This window comes from Bacteroidota bacterium, from assembly GCA_035506275.1.
Lineage (GTDB): Bacteria > Bacteroidota > Ignavibacteria > UBA10030 > UBA8401 > JAGVPT01.
This window is the reverse complement of sequence record DATJPT010000014.1, coordinates 180,926-200,066: the sequence shown is the minus strand read 5'-3', so window position 1 is coordinate 200,066 and position 19,141 is coordinate 180,926. Positions and strand designations below refer to the sequence as shown.

The 19,141-nt window shown below is 51.9% G+C and carries 20 protein-coding genes; 4 read left to right on the top strand and 16 right to left on the bottom strand.

Features of this window, described 5'->3' with window-relative positions:
* Nucleotides 1-12 precede the first annotated feature (12 nt).
* The 4 genes from VMF88_11450 to VMF88_11435 all read left to right on the top strand — a co-directional run bounded on the left by VMF88_11450 (nt 13) and on the right by VMF88_11435 (nt 4,529).
* A complete protein-coding gene (locus VMF88_11450) occupies nt 13-3,165 on the top strand; it encodes a CusA/CzcA family heavy metal efflux RND transporter (GenBank protein ID HTY11673.1) in 3,153 nt (1,050 codons plus the stop codon).
* Nucleotides 3,166-3,254: 89 nt separating this feature from the next.
* A complete protein-coding gene (locus VMF88_11445; GenBank protein ID HTY11672.1) occupies nt 3,255-3,455 on the top strand; it encodes a hypothetical protein in 201 nt (66 codons plus the stop codon).
* Between the two features lie 196 nt (nt 3,456-3,651).
* Nucleotides 3,652-4,185 carry a Fe-S-containing protein gene (locus VMF88_11440; GenBank protein HTY11671.1) on the top strand — a complete coding sequence of 178 codons (534 nt, stop codon included), beginning with the start codon at nt 3,652-3,654 and terminating at the stop codon, nt 4,183-4,185.
* A complete protein-coding gene (locus VMF88_11435) occupies nt 4,182-4,529 on the top strand; it encodes a heavy-metal-associated domain-containing protein (GenBank protein ID HTY11670.1) in 348 nt (115 codons plus the stop codon). The genes VMF88_11440 and VMF88_11435 overlap by 4 nt, the downstream gene beginning before the upstream one ends.
* Before the next feature lie 5 nt (nt 4,530-4,534).
* Here the strand turns inward: VMF88_11435 and VMF88_11430 are convergent, their stop codons facing one another.
* From VMF88_11430 to VMF88_11355, 16 genes are all read right to left on the bottom strand, one after another.
* Complete coding sequence (locus VMF88_11430; protein ID HTY11669.1) at nt 4,535-6,847, bottom strand: cytochrome c-type biogenesis CcmF C-terminal domain-containing protein; 2,313 nt, start codon at nt 6,845-6,847, stop codon at nt 4,535-4,537.
* A gap of 27 nt (nt 6,848-6,874) precedes the next feature.
* Complete coding sequence (locus VMF88_11425; protein ID HTY11668.1) at nt 6,875-7,264, bottom strand: cytochrome c maturation protein CcmE; 390 nt, start codon at nt 7,262-7,264, stop codon at nt 6,875-6,877.
* 10 nt (nt 7,265-7,274) lie between these two features.
* The gene (locus VMF88_11420) at nt 7,275-7,406 is read right to left on the bottom strand and encodes a CcmD family protein (protein ID HTY11667.1); all 132 of its coding nucleotides are present in this window, start codon (nt 7,404-7,406) and stop codon (nt 7,275-7,277) included.
* Nucleotides 7,407-7,421: 15 nt separating this feature from the next.
* On the bottom strand, nt 7,422-8,126 hold the full coding sequence (ccsA, locus tag VMF88_11415; protein ID HTY11666.1) for a cytochrome c biogenesis protein CcsA: 705 nt from the start codon (nt 8,124-8,126) through the stop codon (nt 7,422-7,424).
* Between the two features lie 6 nt (nt 8,127-8,132).
* On the bottom strand, nt 8,133-8,807 hold the full coding sequence (locus VMF88_11410; protein HTY11665.1) for a heme exporter protein CcmB: 675 nt from the start codon (nt 8,805-8,807) through the stop codon (nt 8,133-8,135).
* 34 nt (nt 8,808-8,841) lie between these two features.
* Nucleotides 8,842-9,492 (bottom strand): ABC transporter ATP-binding protein, encoded by a 651-nt coding sequence (locus VMF88_11405; GenBank protein HTY11664.1) that lies wholly within the window; start codon nt 9,490-9,492, stop codon nt 8,842-8,844.
* A gap of 48 nt (nt 9,493-9,540) precedes the next feature.
* A complete protein-coding gene (locus tag VMF88_11400) occupies nt 9,541-11,826 on the bottom strand; it encodes a VCBS repeat-containing protein (protein ID HTY11663.1) in 2,286 nt (761 codons plus the stop codon).
* Nucleotides 11,819-12,304, bottom strand: coding sequence for an acyl-CoA thioesterase (locus VMF88_11395; GenBank protein ID HTY11662.1), 486 nt, complete (start codon nt 12,302-12,304; stop codon nt 11,819-11,821). Before VMF88_11395 ends, VMF88_11400 begins: the two co-directional genes overlap by 8 nt.
* Nucleotides 12,301-13,116 carry an outer membrane protein assembly factor BamD gene (gene bamD / locus VMF88_11390; GenBank protein ID HTY11661.1) on the bottom strand — a complete coding sequence of 272 codons (816 nt, stop codon included), beginning with the start codon at nt 13,114-13,116 and terminating at the stop codon, nt 12,301-12,303. Before bamD ends, VMF88_11395 begins: the two co-directional genes overlap by 4 nt.
* Complete coding sequence (locus VMF88_11385) at nt 13,113-14,186, bottom strand: CapA family protein (GenBank protein ID HTY11660.1); 1,074 nt, start codon at nt 14,184-14,186, stop codon at nt 13,113-13,115. The genes bamD and VMF88_11385 overlap by 4 nt, the downstream gene beginning before the upstream one ends.
* Before the next feature lie 6 nt (nt 14,187-14,192).
* Nucleotides 14,193-14,822 (bottom strand): hypothetical protein, encoded by a 630-nt coding sequence (locus VMF88_11380; GenBank protein ID HTY11659.1) that lies wholly within the window; start codon nt 14,820-14,822, stop codon nt 14,193-14,195.
* Nucleotides 14,819-16,111 carry a Glu/Leu/Phe/Val dehydrogenase gene (locus tag VMF88_11375; GenBank protein ID HTY11658.1) on the bottom strand — a complete coding sequence of 431 codons (1,293 nt, stop codon included), beginning with the start codon at nt 16,109-16,111 and terminating at the stop codon, nt 14,819-14,821. The genes VMF88_11380 and VMF88_11375 overlap by 4 nt, the downstream gene beginning before the upstream one ends.
* A gap of 22 nt (nt 16,112-16,133) precedes the next feature.
* Nucleotides 16,134-16,988 (bottom strand): zinc metalloprotease HtpX, encoded by an 855-nt coding sequence (gene htpX, locus VMF88_11370; GenBank protein HTY11657.1) that lies wholly within the window; start codon nt 16,986-16,988, stop codon nt 16,134-16,136.
* Between the two features lie 66 nt (nt 16,989-17,054).
* On the bottom strand, nt 17,055-17,915 hold the full coding sequence (locus VMF88_11365; protein ID HTY11656.1) for a nitrilase-related carbon-nitrogen hydrolase: 861 nt from the start codon (nt 17,913-17,915) through the stop codon (nt 17,055-17,057).
* Nucleotides 17,916-17,938: 23 nt separating this feature from the next.
* On the bottom strand, nt 17,939-18,397 hold the full coding sequence (locus VMF88_11360; protein HTY11655.1) for a TPM domain-containing protein: 459 nt from the start codon (nt 18,395-18,397) through the stop codon (nt 17,939-17,941).
* A 12-nt stretch (nt 18,398-18,409) separates the two neighbouring features.
* The gene (locus tag VMF88_11355) at nt 18,410-19,099 is read right to left on the bottom strand and encodes a response regulator (GenBank protein HTY11654.1); all 690 of its coding nucleotides are present in this window, start codon (nt 19,097-19,099) and stop codon (nt 18,410-18,412) included.
* Nucleotides 19,100-19,141: the final 42 nt, after the last annotated feature.

The window sequence follows — 19,141 nt, the reverse complement described above, 5'->3', positions numbered from 1 at the left end:
AGGAATATTGATATGCTGCAAAAGATCATTGACGCCTCGATACGCAATAAGTTCTTTGTCATCCTCGCTGTCGTTTTTCTGATTGGTCTTGGATGTTACTCGATGCTGCACATACCCATCGACGCGATTCCTGATTTAAGCGATGTCCAAGTGATCGTCTACTGCGATTACGCCGGCCAATCGCCGAGAATCGTGGAAGACCAGGTGACCTACCCGTTGACCACAGCTTTGGTTTCCGTCCCCGGCGCAAAAGTTGTACGCGGCTATTCGTTCTTTGGATACTCCCTCGTCTATGTCATTTTCGAGGACGGCACGGATGTCTACTGGGCGCGAAGCCGGGTCCTCGAATACCTGAACTATGCGCAGAAACGTCTGCCGAAAGATGTCGTTCCGACCCTCGGACCGGACGCTACCGGTGTTGGATGGGTCTTCGAATACACGCTCTGTTCGGATAAACACTCGCTGCAAGAGCTCCGTTCATACCAGGATTGGTATTTGAAGTATCAGCTCTCTTCCCTCGAAGGAGTAGCGGAAGTTGCGAGCGTCGGAGGGTTTGTCAAGGAATATCAGGTCACCGTCGATCCGGTCAAGCTGGCTGCATACAATATTCCGCTCAAAATGGTCGAGACGGCAATTTCGAATTCGAACAACGACGTCGGCGGCGAAGTTGTCGAGATGGGAGAGACGGAATTCATGGTGCGGGGGCTAGGATACATAAAATCAATTGAGGACATCAAAACCATTCCTCTGATAGTGGACAAGAAAAGCGGCACGCCGGTCTATCTTCAGGATGTGGCGGATGTCGCAATCGGTCCGTTGATGAGACGCGGGCTCGCCGAGAGCAACGGCGAAGGAGAAGTGGTCGGCGGAATCGTGGTCATGCGGTACGGCCAGAATGCATTGAAGGTAATAGAGAACGTAAAGAAGAAACTCGATGAATTGAAGCAAGGTCTTCCATCTGACGTAACGATAACGACGGTGTACGACCGCTCTGGATTGATTGAGAGGGCGATCGAGACGTTGAAGGAAAAGCTGGTTGAGGAGATCATGATCGTTGCGCTCGTCTGCATCATTTTTCTTCTTCATGTGCGCAGTGCGTTTGTAGCCGTCTTCACCCTGCCGACGGCCATCATGATCTCATTTATCATTATGAAATGGCAGGGAATCAACGCCAACATCATGTCCCTCGGCGGCATTGCAATTGCCGTCGGCGCCATGGTCGATGCAGCCATCATCATGATCGAAAATGCGCATAAGCATCTTGAGCGAGAAAACGAGAAATCCCCGGAACAACGGCGCGATCATTGGGATGTCATCGCCGATGCTTCAAAGGAAGTCGGTCCTGCCCTCTTCTATTCACTTCTCGTGATCACCGTTTCTTTCATCCCTGTCTTTACTCTGGAAGATCAGGAAGGCCGGCTATTCCGGCCGCTTGCGTTCACCAAGACGTATTCGATGGCTGCAGCCGCGATCCTCTCGATTACCATCGTTCCGATTCTGATGGGATATTGGGTGAGGGGAAAGATCATGCCCGAAGAACAAAATCCGATCAATCGGTTTCTCATCAGACTCTATACGCCCGTCGTCGAGTTCGTCATCCGGTTCAACAAATGGATCATCGGTGCGGCATTGCTTCTTGTGTGCGTGACGGTTTTTCCCTTCGAGCACATCGGTTCGGAATTCATGCCGCCGTTGAACGAGGGGGACATACTGTACATGCCGACGACGATGCCGGGGATTTCAATCACAAAAGCACGCGATCTGCTTCAGCAGACGGATAAAATCCTCCGGCAGTTCCCGGAAGTGCAAAATGTTTTCGGAAAGATCGGCCGCGCCGAATCAGCGACCGACCCGGCAGGGCTCGACATGATCGAGACGATCATTACGCTCAGACCCGAATCCGCGTGGCCTCCAGGAATGACCACGCAGAAACTGATCGACGAAATGGACCGCGCCATCCAATTCCCCGGAGTAACTAATGCGTGGACAATGCCGATCAAAACCCGCACCGACATGCTGAGTACCGGGATTAAGACCCCGGTTGGGATTAAAATATCCGGCCCTGACCTTTCGATATTGCAAAAACTCGGCATTGAGGTCGAATCGGTGATGCGCACTGTCCCCGGGACCTCAAGCGCATTTGCGGAACGATCCATCGGAGGAAATTATCTCGATGTGGAGATCAACCGCAAAGAAGCGGCTCGCTATGGAATTTCCGTCGGAGATATTGAAAGCGTCATACAAACTGCAATCGGAGGAATGAGCATTACCAGCACCGTTGAAGGACTCGAACGATACCCTGTAAGCCTTCGGTACAGCCGCGAGCTGCGAGATAACGTTGACGCATTGAACCGCGTCCTCGTCGCCGCCCCGACAGGCGAACAAGTTCCGATGGCTCAGCTTGCAACGATCACCACCAGCAAGGGACCAATGGTTATACGCAGCGAGAATACCCGGCCGAATGCGTGGGTCTACGTCGACGTTAAAGGCGTCGACGTCGGCTCGTACGTGAAAACTGCCAAACGCATCGTCTCCCAAAATGTTTCCTTCCCTTCCGGATACAACATTGTATGGAGCGGAGAATATGAATACATGGAGCACGCCCAGCAACGTCTCATGTTGGTTATACCGCTGACTCTCTTTATTATCTTCATCATCATATATCTGAATACGCGTTCTTTCGTCAAGGTCGCAATTGTTTTTCTCGCAGTCCCCTTCTCGTTGGTCGGCGCGTTCTGGCTCATCTATGTCCTCGGATATAATCTCAGCGTCGCCGTATGGCTCGGCATTATTGCGCTCGCGGGATTGGATGCTGAAACCGGGGTTGTGATGCTGTTGTATCTCGATCAGGCGGTCGATGAATGGACAAAAAAAGGCAAGATGCGAGGCTTGCAGGACCTCAAGGATGCGATTCACCATGGAGCCGTGAAACGGGTGAGGCCCAAGATCATGACCGCGTCCGTCATCATCGCCGGCCTTTTGCCGATCATGTGGAGCAACGGCACCGGCGCCGACGTTATGAAAAGAATCGCCGCTCCCATGGTCGGCGGCGTGGTAACATCCGTTCTGATGGAGCTTGCGATCTATCCGGTCATCTATTTTTTATGGAAATCTCATAAAATAGAGAAAGGCCTGATGCACGACGCTCCAATGGCCGAACATTAGCATCATCGGACGGTTTTGAAGGAACTTAACCTTGCTTCACGGCGTTCTGTTTGATATTATTCACCTATTAAACTTTTAGGGCAGATACCATGAAAAAATACTCCGCTCTTGTTATTGCCGTACTGTTTGTCTTAACCGCCGGATTCTCATCGGCCAATGCCAGTGCCAAAAAATCCACAAAGCACAAACATCAGGAGAAAAGCTGCTGCTGCGATATGAAGTGCAATAAAAGCGATAAGAAGGACAGCAGCAACAAAACAGATACCAAAAAGGAATCTGAACAAAAATAATATTCTTTTGTATGCAAACTAACCGACTGTTCATAGCGAGAGCCTTTGAATGAAGTGCGCTTCGTGCGGCAGAGATTTACAAGAGGGCGTATCATTCTGTCCTTATTGCGGGGAAAAAGTTGCGGTGCCGTCGGCATCGGCTGTACCCGTAAAAACCGGCCTCCCTTCCACGGCTACTGTCGAGGGGAGAAAAGGGATGAGTTCCAAGGCAAAAGCAGCTTATTCCTCGATCGGCCTTCTGCTGCTCGTGGGAATGGGGGTCGCTTTTGTCAACAGCCTTCCTGGCGGCGAGCACCCGGTCATCCATAACCAACCGACCGTTTCAAGTCCGCAAACCTACGACGGCGTCAAGCTGACCATGATCCCGGTACGTTCGCGGGTTGAGAATGGATTCATCATTATTTCGCTGACTGACGTACTCGAGAAGAAAATGGTCGGTTTCACGTATGAGGGAAAGACCAAAAAGGTTGAATTGATGGCGTACGTCAACCCCCAGGGAAAGCTGGTGACGTCGATAGCCATGTGCGATCCATGCAACTCCCAGAGCTTCCATACTGAATCCAAGGAGTTGGTGTGCGACAATTGCGGCACCCGATGGAATTTTTCAAACCTTGAGGGAGTCAGCGGCTCATGCCAGAAGTATCCTCCAGACCCGATCCCAAGCGAGATCGTCAACGGCGAAATTAAAATCAGCACCAGGCTTGTTGAAGATTGGAAATTGAGAATATGAGGACGAGCACACGCTTAATCGGTTTGACGTTGGTGTTGATGGTCGGATGCGGAAAACAGCCGGAGGAAAAACGATCAACAGGGAGCATTGCGGTTGCAACAATTCAGCTCCCGACGTTGAAATGCAAGACCTGCGTCAAGACGATAACAACCGCTCTTGCTTCCGTCGACGGCATCGAGAACTCCGAAATTGATCTTGAGAGAAAGAGTGCAACGGTGAAATTTGTCGCTGCAAAACTCGACGTTAATAAGATTGAACTGGCGATCAGCGGGGCCGGTTATGACGCAGACAAGGTCAAGCGGGATTCGACAGCGTACGAAAATTTAGCAGAATGCTGCAAATAAACCTCTCACGTTGTATTCCTTCTCGCCTCGCTTGCTCTCCGAACGATCGTAATCAAAAATCCGGCGACAAGCGTTATCGTTCCGATCCATACGAGGTTGATGAACGGTTTGACGCTTGCTTCAACAATCAACGTTTCGCTCTTCTGAGGCTGCCCCGCAGCCAGCGGCGTGCTGACAATGATGGTAATCGAAGATTTTCCCCTTCCGCCGTTCCCTAATCCCATCCCTTTGATCGTAAAAGAAATATCTGTATTCGGCAGCGATGCGGGGACATAACTCACCTTTCCCCTCTCGTTGTGCATCTCCGGCGTCAAGTGGTATGTCTTATTGCTTCGGGTAACATCGAGAGAGACCGAGACGACGTTGCCCTTCTCTGGGGATGAGTTGAAGGCGTATCCGAGATAGCTGATCGACATGTCCTGGAATTTTTGGACTTCATCTTTCCCGATGGTCAACTCCTGCTCATTCTTCGAATCCGGGCTTTCTAACGAAAGGGGCGAGACGTAGAAATCTTTCGTCATCAGGTTGATGATATCCGGATTCCTCATCAATCCTTCGCTCTCCTTGCTGTTGAACATCACCGGCGCAACGATGAATTTCTGATCCCCTTTTTCTACTTCGACGTCAAACGCAAACCGTCCCCGCTCGATCGGATGGTATCCGATATAACGCATCGAATAACCGAGCGCCTCGACTTTCTTTCCCTGTTCCAGAGAGATGGTCTCTTTATCATCATATTTCGCCGACGAGACAAACCCCAAAAACATCAACGCCAAGCCGATATGCGCAATGGCTCCCCCGGCCATTTTCGGGTTCCCTTTGAAAATTCTTAATCCAACAGTGATGTTCGTGAAAAGAGCGAACGAAGAGGCGAAAATGAAGATCAGCATTGTAACATGATGCGCACCGATAAAATAGGAAACCGCCGTCAGGATGAGGGCGAGGAACGTTGGAATGCGAAGGCTCTTAAGAAGCGATTCCGTGTCCGAATTCTTCCACCAGAGGAGCTGCCCGATGCCGGCCATGAGGGCGATAAAAATTCCCAGCGGAAGAGTCGTCGTGACATAGTAGGAGGAATCGACCGCCGAGACTTTTCCCTTCAGAAGGCCGGTAATGATAGGGGACGATGTCCCGATGACAATGAACATTGCCGCGAAAACAATGGCCGATGCACCAAGAAATAGCGCGAATTCGCGCGACAAGATGCTGTGTTCAACGGGGACCTTCGGCATCTCTTTCATGCGGACAAAGAACAGGCCGAATCCGATCGCCGCAAAAAGAAATAGGCCGGCAAGAAGCATCCAATAAACCATCATTCCCGGTTCAACAAACGAATGTACGGAGGTATCCCCGAGTACGCCGCTTCGGGTCAAGAAGGTAGAATACAGCACCATGATGAAGCACAATATGCTCAGGACGAAATTTGTCTTGATGAAGCTTCCGCTTCTTCGCTGTGACAACATAGTGTGGATCGAGGCAACGCACACAAGCCACGGCACGAGCGAAGAATTCTCGACGGGATCCCATCCCCAGTACCCTCCCCATCCAAGCGTCTCATAAGCCCAGAAGCCGCCCATGATGACTCCCGTTCCCAGCACCATTGCTCCGAACACCGTCCACGGAGTTGAAACTCGTATCCAGCTCACATAGTCGCGTTTCAGCATCCCTGCCACGGCATACGCGAACGGAACCGACATTGAAGTGAACCCGATGAACAGGACCTGCGGATGAATCACCATCCAATAATTCTGAAGAAGCGGATTCAGCCCTTTCCCTTCATTCGGATACTGCGCCCAGATTCCTTTGGCTTGATCGATCCAGACATAATTGGCGATGTTCGAGGGGACGGGGCCGGTGTGAATCAGGTCTTTCGGGAAAAGGTCCCAGATGTACATGAACGGATTTTTGAGGATGAGCATCAAGAAGAGAAACGAGAGGATGGCGGAATAAATCACCATCAGTTCCGGTTCGTACCCTTTCCGCGATGAGTACCACATCAACGCAAGCCCGACGATGCTGGTGTAAAAAGCCCAGAGGGAGAAACTTCCTTCCTGCCCTGCATAAAAGGTCGAGAAGAGGAGCGGTCCCGGCAGGTCGGTGGAGCTGTAATTCCAGACATACGCATAATTAAACTGATGCGTCATGATAAAATAGATCAAGAGTCCCGCTGCGCCGACCATCCCGGCGACAGCTGTCAGATACGCAGAGCGCGCAAACAGCAGAAAGCGTTCCGAATGCTTCCGGTGGTCCAAATAATAAAAGAGCACCGCGCTCAGCGATGCCCCGAAAGCGACCTTGATGATGATACTGCCGATCATTCCGTTGTCCCTGCTCCGTTGAATGAATTACAATGTTTTTTGAACAGCCGACGCATCGCCTTCGTATTTAGACGGACACTTTGTGAGAAGTTCCGTGGCATGGAAACAACCATCCTTGTACCTTCCCTTCGCGACCACGCTCTTCGCCAGCTCGAAGTTGTTCGGCTTCGCCCCGTCGAGAATCACTTTCGCTTCCCGCTGGCTGTCGTCGCGCATGTAGAAAATGAACTGCCCGGCTTTTGCGTCGAACTGAGTCTCTTTTTCCTTCACCCACTCCCCCTTCACCTGAACTTTTTTCGCAGTCTTTTCGGCCTTTGCAAAATCGGTATACTCGACATTGCTGTCCAAAAAAGAGACCGCGCCGAAGATGACAAACGCGACGACAACGACTGCCGCGACAATGATCTTTGCTTTCACGAAATCCTCCTCACTTTCGCAGGCTCTTTTCGAGCTTGCTGATTTTGCCGTCGAGCCGGAACAGGTAAAAGACAAACCCGAACCAAATGATGAGCACGATGCTCATGACGATATACAATTGATTCTGTGCGAGAAACTCCACGGTCGATGCTCCTTATTAGTGTTGTGACGCCGCTTCAAGCCTGGCGTACCGAACTCTGAGGTTAAACATCCAGAAATACAAAACGGTGAATCCGATGATCGAAGCGAAAAATACCACCCGCATATTCGCCGGCATATGAAGCTGAGCGACTGGCGTCGAACCCCCTTCATCCCCCTTGGCCCCCGGATGAAGCCCTGTCATGATCCGGGGCATGACGAAAATAAAGAACGGTGCGGTGACCCCTGCAATGATCGAGTACACCGCTGCCAGCGTGGCTCTTTTTTCCTCTACGTCAACGGCCGAACGCAGCGCAAAATACGCTCCATAGATTAACAATAAAACGAAGATTGAAGTTTCACGCGGATCCCAATTCCAGAATGATCCCCAATTGAATTTCGCCCATATCGAACCGGTCACGGTCGCAAGGATGCAGAACATTGTCCCCAACCCGGCGGCGGACACCGACCGGAGGTCGTAATCGAGTTTTTTTGTTTTGAGATACATGATGCCGTACACCGTCGAGGCAATGAATGCCACCAGCGTCGTCCACGACATCGGAACGTGGAAGAATATTATCCTCGCCTTCTCTTCGAGCGCGGGAATGATCGGCAGTTCGTACCATTGCTGAGGGGCCGCCACCATCGGCATCGCAAAACCCGCGATGATGACGATGGTCAGCCATACAACAAGCCCTGCCTTTGCGATCACTAGCTTGGTCATGATGTGCTAATCCTTCCAGACAAATTCAAAAAGAACGACGGACACGGCGATAATAACGACGGTATACGATATCAGGATCTGAAACTCTCCGAGCGCCTCGGTAAAAAAAGCGCCTTCAACAGAAAGCTGCGTTGCCTTGATCACCGTGATGAGCATCGGCAGCATAATGGGGAATGAAAGAACAGGGTACAGCGTCCCTTTTGTGTTCGCTTTTGCGATGATCGCTGCAATGATCGTCGATGAACTGGCGATCGCGAGACTGCCGAGGAGAATTGTGGTCCAAAAGATGTCCGCCGACGCGATGACAAAATTATTGATCAGGAGGATGTAGAGTATCGAGATAACAGCATTAAGGGCCAGCGTAAGGATTCCGTTGAACAGCAGCTTGCCGAGATAGATCGGGGTCGGCGACGCGATGAGCTGCAGGGTCAGCACTGTCCCCCGTTCCTCTTCGCTGACAAAGGTCCGCGATAGCCCCGACATGCTGGAGAAGAAAATGATCACCCAAAGAATCCCGGCGAGCACGTCCTGGCTGATCGATTCGCTTCCGAGCGAAAAAAGGATAATTGACAGAGCCGTAACCACGAACATGAAGAGCGCATTTAACGCGTATCGCGTGCGCAGCTCTGAATGTACATCTTTGATGAAAATGTAGTATGACGGGATCAACAGGGATTTCACGGCACTCTCAACATACGATTTTGCGGGGCGACATTCAAGGCTGTCCTCTCTTTTTCCCGTTTATTGCAAGGTCGACGCGATAGTCGGCATATTCCAGATCCTCCTTATCATTTGTGGCAATAATGAGGATCCCGTTCTCTTTTTGAATACGCATCGTATCGCGGACGACCTCAACGCCTTCTTCGTCGAGGTTTGCGGTCGGTTCATCCAGGACAAGGATCTCCGGATGATGAAGCAGTGCCGCGGCATACTTCAGCCGTTGTTTCATCCCGGACGAGTATGTTCGAACCTCGTCATTACGCCGCTCGTAGATGCCGAATTTCTTCAGCAGCGATTCGGCCTCTTCAAACGACCGTTCAGGCAGGTTCCTGATCCGGCCGAAGACGGAAAGGTTTTCAATCCCCGAGAACTCCTCATACATCATGATATACGGCGATACTAATCCGATATGGCGATATATTTTTTCCGGAACGATGTGGGCATCATCGATTGAACAGGCGATTTGCCCTGCGGTCGGGGTAAGGATCGCACAGACGATCTTCGCGAGCGTCGACTTGCCGGATCCATTTTTTCCGGTAATCGCAACAGCTTGAGTCTGTGTCACCGAAAAGGAAACATCATCGAAAATCACCCGCCGGTTAAATACTTTCGAAACGGACTCTGCAGTGAGGACGATTTTTTTCATCGGACGAATTTACATGAATAATGACGCACCATGGACCTCACGGCCGGCCTACCGCCGATTGACAAAATAGAACGTAACAAGATTTTCTGCTGGATTGCTGTAAACAATGTCCAGCACGCCGTCTCCGTTGAAGTCACCGAATCTGAACGTCGTCTCTTGCGGCATGTCCATAAGAAAGGTGCGCGGCAAAAATTTCCCGTTTCCTTTTCCTTTGAGGAAAAAAAGCTCCGATGTCTTATCGTCCAAAACCATGATGTCGTTGATCCCGTCTCCGTCGAAATCGATGATCTGGAGATGCTCGGGATTGACAATCTCAATCCCATCAGCGACCGAAAAGAACTCACCGAACCGGCCGGCTCCTTTTCCGAGAGCAATTCGGATGTTGTTCATCGGCGCCGTGTAAAGGATGCAATCGGGAATGTTGTCACCGTTCACGTCGGCAAACGCCATGGAACACCGCTTCATCGCAGAATCGGGGAAGACATATGACAGGGTTTTGCCGCGGTACTGGCCTGCTGAATCGCTGAACGTGATGCCGAGAGTATAATGAAGAGCCTGGCTGTCAAAATAGATATATGCCAGGTCCGGCAGGCCGTCGCCGTTAAAATCATTGACGGACCCTGCAAGGATCCTCTCCGGAATGATCGGTTTGATGTTCCGTTCGACAAATTTTGTCCCCGAGACTTGCCTGAAGTATGAGAGCGAGCGCTGTTTCGCGCTTGAAAACACGTAGAATTCGATCGACTTATTTTGCAACGCCGCGTCGGGCAGAAACACTCTTGGATTTTCCGCCGTTGCAATCGCGTACGTATACGAAACAGCGGCCTTGCGCACGGCAGGCTGTTGTGCCTGAGAAAGCGTGAGGACCGACACTTTGGCGATCGATTCATGCGTCAGGAGGAACGTCACGGAAGTATCGTTCTTCGCATACAGCCGGACCGCAGTCGGACGTTCAACAGTTGGAATGCCGATCTGGCCCGACATCCGGCCGGGCGGCGAACTATACAAGAGCGAAAGAGATGACGACGCGCTGTCAACAACTGCCACGTCATCATATCCGTCGTTGTTGAAATCGCCGACAACAAGGCCAAGAGGATGCTTCCCTACCGCAAACGATACCTCGCCCGAGAGAGCCGCGTTCTCCCTCGGTGCCGCAAGTTTTTTCTTTGCGTTCCAATAACACGTCATCATTCGCCGCGACGGGTCAATCACAAGCACATCGTTCCATCCGTCGCCATCGATGTCGCCGACAAGAGTGATCCGGTTGTCGGATGTGCAGCCAAACACAACGTCGTCGTAAAACGTCCCATCTCCCTGGTTGGAAAAGACGCTGAACGTCCCGCCAAGATCATCGACGGCTACAACATCGGGCGAGAGACGTGAGGAGACCGGCGCCGCCAAGAGTTCGCCGATTGCATGATTGAAATCAAGGCTCTGATACTGAAAATAGGAAGCCATGCCGTCGCCGGCAAAAAAACGGAGCGATCGGGTCATGGACGAGGCCACCGCATAATCGAGCACGTGATCTCTGTTGAAATCCCCGAACACAACGGCGACCGTGTCCTTGTCGAAGGAAACAATATTTTGTTCTGCGAATTGCAAATCCCCCATGCCGTAATAGAACACCATTTCATTCGTCAGCCAATTATGAACGACAATGTCCGGGAAATCATCGTCGTTAAGTTTCACAACAGATGCATCGACAACGGGGATCTCGGGAAGGATAAGATTTTTTTCTCTAAATGTCCCGTCCTTGTTGCCCAACAGGACCGAGATGCCGGACGATAATTTTCCGAAACAGAGAATATCGGTCGTGCTGTCATTGTCAATATCCGCAAGAAGTACTTTTTCAGGATAGAAATTGACGTTGTACTTCGTGCTACGATACACGGTGTCGTTCGGCGTACTCAGCCATACTTCAACCTGGCTGGTTTGTCGATGCACTATGACGATATCGTCCTTGCCGTCGTTGTTGAGATCCTTTGCGGCCAGGAACGTGACGTCCGTCGAAGGGCCCAGAGAGACACAATCGAACGAGATGCCATCGCCTTTATTGACCAAAACGACAAGATGCTGGCTTGCCTGGTCAAAACAGAGAATGTCCGGATGCGGGTCGGCATTAAAATGCATCAAGACAGCAAGCGACGGAGCGAACGGCAGCGAGGTGGAAGTTACCGTCCCCAAGGCCGCCGTCGTCCGCTGCTGGGCAATCGCAATTGCGCCGCAGGTCAGCACTGCCACAAGGATTTGGTTGAAGGCACTTCTCGGAGAGCGGGGGGGGAACGACAAAACATTCGCCGCGCTGAAGCGGCGTTCGACGGAAGCCTTATTCATTGCCCTTCTTCGACCGACGCCGAAGCCTCTCTTCACGACGCCGTGTTGCATCCGCAAACCGCCTCCGTTCATCATCGCTCTCTGGGCGCAGGCGGGGCACCGGAACCGGTGTGCCGCTGCCGTCGATGGAAACAAACGTCAGGTAGGCAGAATTTGCATGGACGAGAGCACCGGTAAGTAAATTTTCGCAAAATACTTTCACGCCGACTTCCATCGAGGTGTGAAATACGCAGTTGACGGACGCGCGAAGGATGACGACCTCTCCTTCTTTGACCGGATGAATAAAGTTGAGCTCGTCAACGGACGCCGTTACACACACACGCTTGGAATGCCTTGCCGCCGCAATCGCCGCGGCCAGATCGATCCAGTGCATCAGCTGACCGCCGAGGAGATTGCCGAGCTGGTTGGTGTCGTTCGGCAGCACGAGCTGCGTCATCTCAACCTGCGAATGCTTGACTGAAAACGATTCTTCCTTCATTGGCCCGTATTCGTCGAGAGTCCCATTGATTTTTTCGGCGCCGGCTTTGGCGCGGCAAGGTCGGCCTCGATCGCAGCCTTGAGCGTTTCCGCGTCGCTCTTCAATCGACTTGCCGGATATTTTTGAAAGAATAAATTAACGGCGTCAAGAGCCGCCGCGTAGTCATGACGTTCCCTTAACGCGGTCGCTTTTCCGAGCAGTGCGTCGTCGGCGTAATCGCTGTCATGATACCGGTCGAGCACCAGATCGAAATAGGCGATCGCTGACTTGAAGTATTCAAGCCGGAGATACAACTTTCCGTTATCGTATTCCTTCTTTGCTAGCTTGTTGTTGAGTTCAACGATCTTTGCTGCAGAGACTTTTGCGAGCGAGTCCGTCGGATAATATTCGATGAACGACTGAAAATCGTCGATCGCTTCTTTTGTGAACTTTTGATCAAGCTCGGATTTCGGGGAGAGCTCATAGTTCGACATCGCTTTCATGTATCGCGCGCGCAGAACAAGCGGACTGGACGACATCGTCCGGATGAGAAGGTCATATTCCGCTGCTGCGAGTATATATTCTTCCCTGAGATACCGGCATTCCCCCATAAAGAACTGCGCGCTGTCCGCATACGCGCTCCCCGGGAACTGAACGGTCACATTCTTGAAGTCTTCGACGGCGTCAAGATAATCTTCCCGGTGGAATTTCTTCATGGCTTCGGCAAACCGCTCCTCGGCCGTATAAAACTCGGCTTCTTTGCTCGACCCGCATCCGTTCACCTCTACCATCAACAAACAACTTATCGCTGCAACAACAAATAATTTCTTCAATGGAGAACGCCTCTTCGTGACAAGATAATTGGAATATTGGATAATGATTGCATTCGCGATAACAGCCGGTTCACATTCCCCGAATCCGTCAAGACCGACGGCTGATATCCCGCCTGCAGGGGAATACATTCAACGGATGAAACAGCCGTCGTGTCGCTTTTTTTTTCCACTACTATTGTTACCGCGAAGCTCAGCTGCGTCCAAAATAATTGCGGCTGATAAAAGACAAAATTACCAAGCGAATGAATGATGTATCCTTTGCCGACATGACGGATGCCGTACGGCACGTGCGGGTGATGACCGAGTACGATCGTCACCCCTTGAGCAATGCTCTCCTCCTCGAATGCCGTCAATCGCCGCATCGGAATATCGCTGTATTCATCTCCGCCGTGCACGCTCAACACCACGACATCCGCGGACGCCGCCGCCTCTCGGATCGCCGGAAATAATTTACTAGAGTCCGTGACCGCGACATAATCGTGCCACCCATGTTTGAAATTCATCAGGTCCGTTACGGCAAAGAAGGCAAACCGAATTCCATTTTTTTCGACCATTAGCGGTTCATAAAGGGCGCGCGGCGAGCGCGCGGTGCCGAAATGCCCTATGTTCTCCTGATCCAGGTGGTCGAGCGTTTCCAGCAACGCCCGCTTCCCGTAGTCATACGCGTGATTATTTGCCGTCGAAACGTAAGCCAAACCGAAATTCGCGAGCGTGCGGCCGCCGTTCGGCGGTCCCGTAAAAATCAAATTATGGACCGGATCCTGAGTTTCCCCTTTTTGATCGGACAGCTGGCTCTCGAGATTGGCAAACACGATCTCAGCAGAATCTCTCTGCAACGAAATATTGCGGAAAGGGTAATTAAGGTCGCCACTCAGTATTCTCTGACCGACCATCCTCCCAAGGTTGACATCACCGAACGCCAGCAGCGTCACCGTCCGGATCGATGGAACTTCAGCCCTCCTCACAGAGCGGATACCGAGGTACCGCGGTGCAACAACGATAGAAAAGACCACTACCGCAGACCATCCTGCCCGGACCAAATACACGGCTGCACGGTTTCGTCTGTACATCGCGAATTAGCTTCTTATGGTAAAGAACAGATAGACCGCTACTCCCGCTGCCCCGGCAATAATGAGGGGCGCAATGAAGCGCTCAAATGCCGACCGTTCGGGGAGCGACGCACTGGCGACCTGTTTGCTGGATTCCTGTAATTTTGAAATCTCGTCAACATTCACCGTATCCGAAAACGCCCGGGCGTGTGTCGCCGACAACAGAACCTTGCCGTCGGCGGCTCGAATCGCGGAGAATCTGAATGAGACACTCAGCTCTCTCGAGCATTTTCGTGCAGAAAAAAAACCATCGGAGAAGGATTGGCCGTAATGAACGGCTGCCTGCGCGCCGGAAATCCGCAGCTCAACGCTTGAAACGCCGCTCCGGGTATAGAGCAAAGTAAAGTGCCGGCGAAACGCCTCAAGCAAGGGCGGAAAGAAGAAGCGATTCACTTCTCCGCTCTCTTCGATCACGTCAAGAGCGGTGGTATCGGGAATGTTCACTGCCTCGCAAAAATCGTCGGCTGCCTGCTTTGACAGCATCGTTAAAATTTCTTCATTCGTCCGGGGGATGCCCTCCGCACGAACAGTCTGGGGCATTGCCGATGGCATAAAGCAGACAATGGCAGCAAGGATCAGCTTTACCGGGATGCTCAAGCGTAGATTCCGCGGACTTTTAATGTTTTCGCAACCTTGTCGATCGCCAAGATGTAAGCGCCGATTCGGAGAGAGACTTTGTAGTGTTCCGCCGTCTCGTAGACAGCATTGAATGCCGACGTCATCATTCTTTCCAGCCTTCGATTCACGCGATCGATGGACCAAAAATATCCGACTCGATCCTGAACCCATTCAAAATACGAAACGGTGACCCCTCCGGCGTTTGCAAGAATGTCCGGGATGACGATGATGCCCTTATCCTTCAGGATGGGGTCGGCTTTTGCAGTCGTCGGACCGTTCGCACCTTCCGCGATGATCTTTGCCTTTATTTTTGGAGCATTCCGGGCCGTGATCTGGTCTTCCTTTGCCGCCGGAACAAGTACGTCGCAATCGAGCTCAAGCAGATCCGATTGCGTGATCTTCTCCGCATTGGGAAAACCGTTCAGTACTTTATGCGCCTTCGTCCACTCGATCGCCTTTTCGACATCGATCCCCCGTTTGTTGTAGTACCCTCCGGTCACGTCGCCGATGCCGACAATTTTGCATCCCTGCTGCTGAAGAAGCTGGGCCGAAACAGAACCGACGTTGCCGAAACCCTGGACTACGACCGCCGTCTCCTTGGGTTTCAATTTTATTTTTTCCATCGCGCCAATGGTGACCATCATGACGCCGCGGCCGGTGGCCTCGCGTCTGCCCAACGAACCGCCGATGATGAGCGGTTTCCCTGTCACCACGCCGGTTGCCGTCCGCTTCATGTGCATGCTGTACGTGTCCATGATCCACGCCATGATCTGTTCGTTCGTTCCCATATCCGGCGCCGGTATATCCTTATCCTCTCCAAAAATATCGAGCATGTTCGCCGTGTAGCGCCGCGTGACCTTCTCGAGTTCGACCGGCGTCAGCTTGGACGGATCACAACGAACGCCCCCTTTCGCGCCTCCGAACGGGATATCAACGACGGAGCATTTCCAGGTCATCCAGGCGGCAAGGGCTTTGACCTCGTCGAGGTTGACATCCGGGGCGAACCGCAATCCTCCTTTTGAAGGACCGAGAATATCATTGTGAATGACGCGGTAGCCTTCAAATACCTCGATCTCTCCGTTGTCCATTTGGATGGGGATGGAGACGGTGATCTGCTTCACCGGGGTCTTCAGATATTCGTAAACACCCTTCTCCAAGCCGAGAAGTTCTGCTGCGACATCAAACCGTTCCATCATCGATTCGAACGGATTCTCTTTATCCGTGATCGGCGCAGGTTCTTTGTAATTAAGGTTTTCGTTGGTCTCCATATGCTCTCCTTTGCTCCTAGACTCACATTCCGTGGACGGCGATCTCTTCCAGCCGCTCAATGCGTTCTTCTATCGGCGGATGGGTTGAAAATAATTTCATAATGCCCCCGCTTCGAAGAGGGTTGACAATAAACATGTGTGCGGTCGCCGGTCCGGCATTTTCCAGAGCGGTGCGTTCCGATCCCTGTTCAAGTTTCTTTAATGCGTTTGCCAGGCTCCGAGGCTTGCCGCTAATCGTTGAACCGCCGGCATCCGCGGCAAATTCGCGAGAACGCGAGATCGCAAGCTGAAGGAGGACCGCCGCGATCGGCGCGAGGATGAGGAGCAGGAGCTCAGATAGTCCGTTCCCGGAATTTCTCTCATCGCGCCGTCCGCCTGAGAACATCATAGCCCAGCCGGCCATCCTGGCAATGAACGTGATAGTCCCGACCATCGCTGCAACGATGGTTCCGGTCAGCATATCCCTGTGCTTGACATGGGCTAGCTCGTGCGAAAGCACGCCTTCCAACTCATCATCGTTGAGCAGTTTAAGTATTCCCGAAGTGACGGCAATCGCAGCATGAGACGGATTCCGGCCGGTGGCAAAGGCATTCGGCGTTTCATCGGGAATGATATATACGTTCAGCATCGGAAGCTGTGCCTGCGCGGCCAATTTCCTTATCATCTGGACCAGTCGCGGCTCTTCCATTTCAGTCACTTCTTTTGCATGGTACATCATGAGCACAACTTTATCCGAGAACCAATACATGCCAAAATTCATGAGGAGTGAGAACATGAACGCGAGAACTAATCCCTGTCCTCCGCCGAATGCTTCGCCGATCAGAAGCAAGAGCACCATCATCAGCGTCATTAAGAACGCTGTCTTCATCGTATTCATAGCACACCGCTCCACAAAATCATTTTCATTGAAAGGTAGCGAAACCTCGAGGCACTTTCAACCGACCTACTCCTGCTCTTTCCTGCTGTCTCGCACGCGCCGCAATTGCTCAACGGTAAAATCGATCGATTCATCGACAAAGTGCCGTGATAGGCGGCGCGCCCGCCGGACAGCATCTTCATCTAAATCGGCGAAGATCAAGTCTTCATCAAATAATTTTGCGGATGCGATGATCTCGCCGGACGGGTCGACGATTTCCGACCCTCCCCAGAAATTGATGCCGTCCTCGATCCCGACTCGATTGCAAAAAACGAGATATGAGCTGAGAAGCCGCGCGTACGCTTTGTGATGTTCACTGTTGATGGTCGCCGACGGAAGCTTTTCCGAAGCGCCGGAAATTCGCGTCGGACTTGCAGCAATCGTAATGAGGACCTCCGCCCCGTCGCTCGCGAGAATATACGGAAGTGAAATGTGCCACAAATCTTCGCAGATCAAAATGCCGAGCCGGCCATGTTTGGAGTTGAAGCAGCGCGCGCTCGTCCCCTGGCTGAAGTAGCGCATTTCCTCGAACATGCCGTAGGTCGGCGGATAAATTTTTTGATGGCCGGAAAAGATCTTTCCGTCTTCCATCACGAAAGCAGAATTGTAGAGGCCAAAATTCTTCCGCTCCTCGACTCCGCCTGCAATGACCGTGATCGACTTGCTGAGCCTTAAAAGGGGATTGAGAATATCCGGCCTGGCGACATTGATCGCCAGATCCCAATTGAGGTCCCGCACCGAATAGCCGGTAAGACTCAATTCCGGGAAAACGACGATGTCGGCCTTTTTCGCAATCGCCTTTTTAACGAAAGCGACGTGGCGCACGATGTTCTTTTCCACGTTGCCGACGGCCGCATCAACCTGGGCAACGGCTACTCTCAACTTCATACTATTCGATTTCTCAATCGCAATTACGTTATTGACACGTCATTCGGCAATTCGTCTGTGTCGTTGGAGGTGCGCGGAAATTCCTCACGCAGCTTTTTCCCCACCTCTTTCACCGCTTCGCAAATGCCGTCGCAGAAGCGCTTCTCCTTAAAGTGGCCGGTCATCGAAGCAGCCAGATCATCCCAGTACCGATCGGTCACTTTGTTATGGATCCCCTCATCCGCGATGATTTGGAATGAACGTTCACTCATCGAGAAAAACAGGAGCACTCCGTTCTTGTGCTTCGTCTTGTCCATTCCATGCTCATAGAAATTTTTGAGCGCGAATTGATGGAGCGTCAATTTCCGTTCGCCCCACGCCCTCCTTTTTCGGATACCGACCCGGATCTCTCCTTCGGTTCCTTGTTCCACCTCGGCGATGGTCGCCGCGATCTTCTTACGCTCAGCTTCGGTCAACAATGGATGACTGGAAAATAACGCCATACGAGTTTCCGGTTAGTCGGAGATATCGATCATTTTGATGTTCTTGATATACTGAACCGTCTTATCCTCTTTCAGTGATTTCAAACGGCTCAGCTTCAGCTGCATCCGCTCGACATTCTCATTGATGATGCGGAGGTACATCTTCATGTCCGTCGCAACCTGACTGCGCATCAGGACATCGACATTCTTCTTCATCGCATCGAGGGGCGTCACGAGATCCTGGCTGATGCCCAGCACCAACTCCTGGATCGCTTCGATCCTTTGACTGCTGATTTCAAGGGCGGACAATTGCTGCCGCAATCGCACACGCTCCAGCACGCTGACGATCGTTCTCGGCAGAACCGGCGTCGAGATCTCTTCCTTCACAAGAAAATCTTCCACGCCGAGCTTCATTGTCTCGACGGCAAGGTTGAAATCGCGGTTCACGGTAATAAAGACGATCGGGACGGTGATGCCGCGCTGCACCAAAGCACTGGTCACCTCAACGCCGTTTATCCCCGGCAGGTTGTAATCCATCAAGATGACGTGGTAGTTTGAGTTCGCGTCGAATTCGCTGAGCCCCTCTTCGCCGCTCTTCTTCCATACGAGATTAAAAATGTAATCCGGATGATGGGACAAATAAAGTTCAACGAGTTTGCCGAAGTCGTCGTTGTCCTCGATCATTAAAATATTGATCCGTTCTTTCACTGCACTGGATTCCACCGTACTGCCGTTTCCTTATGGTTGATGGTGATCGCTGCCAGC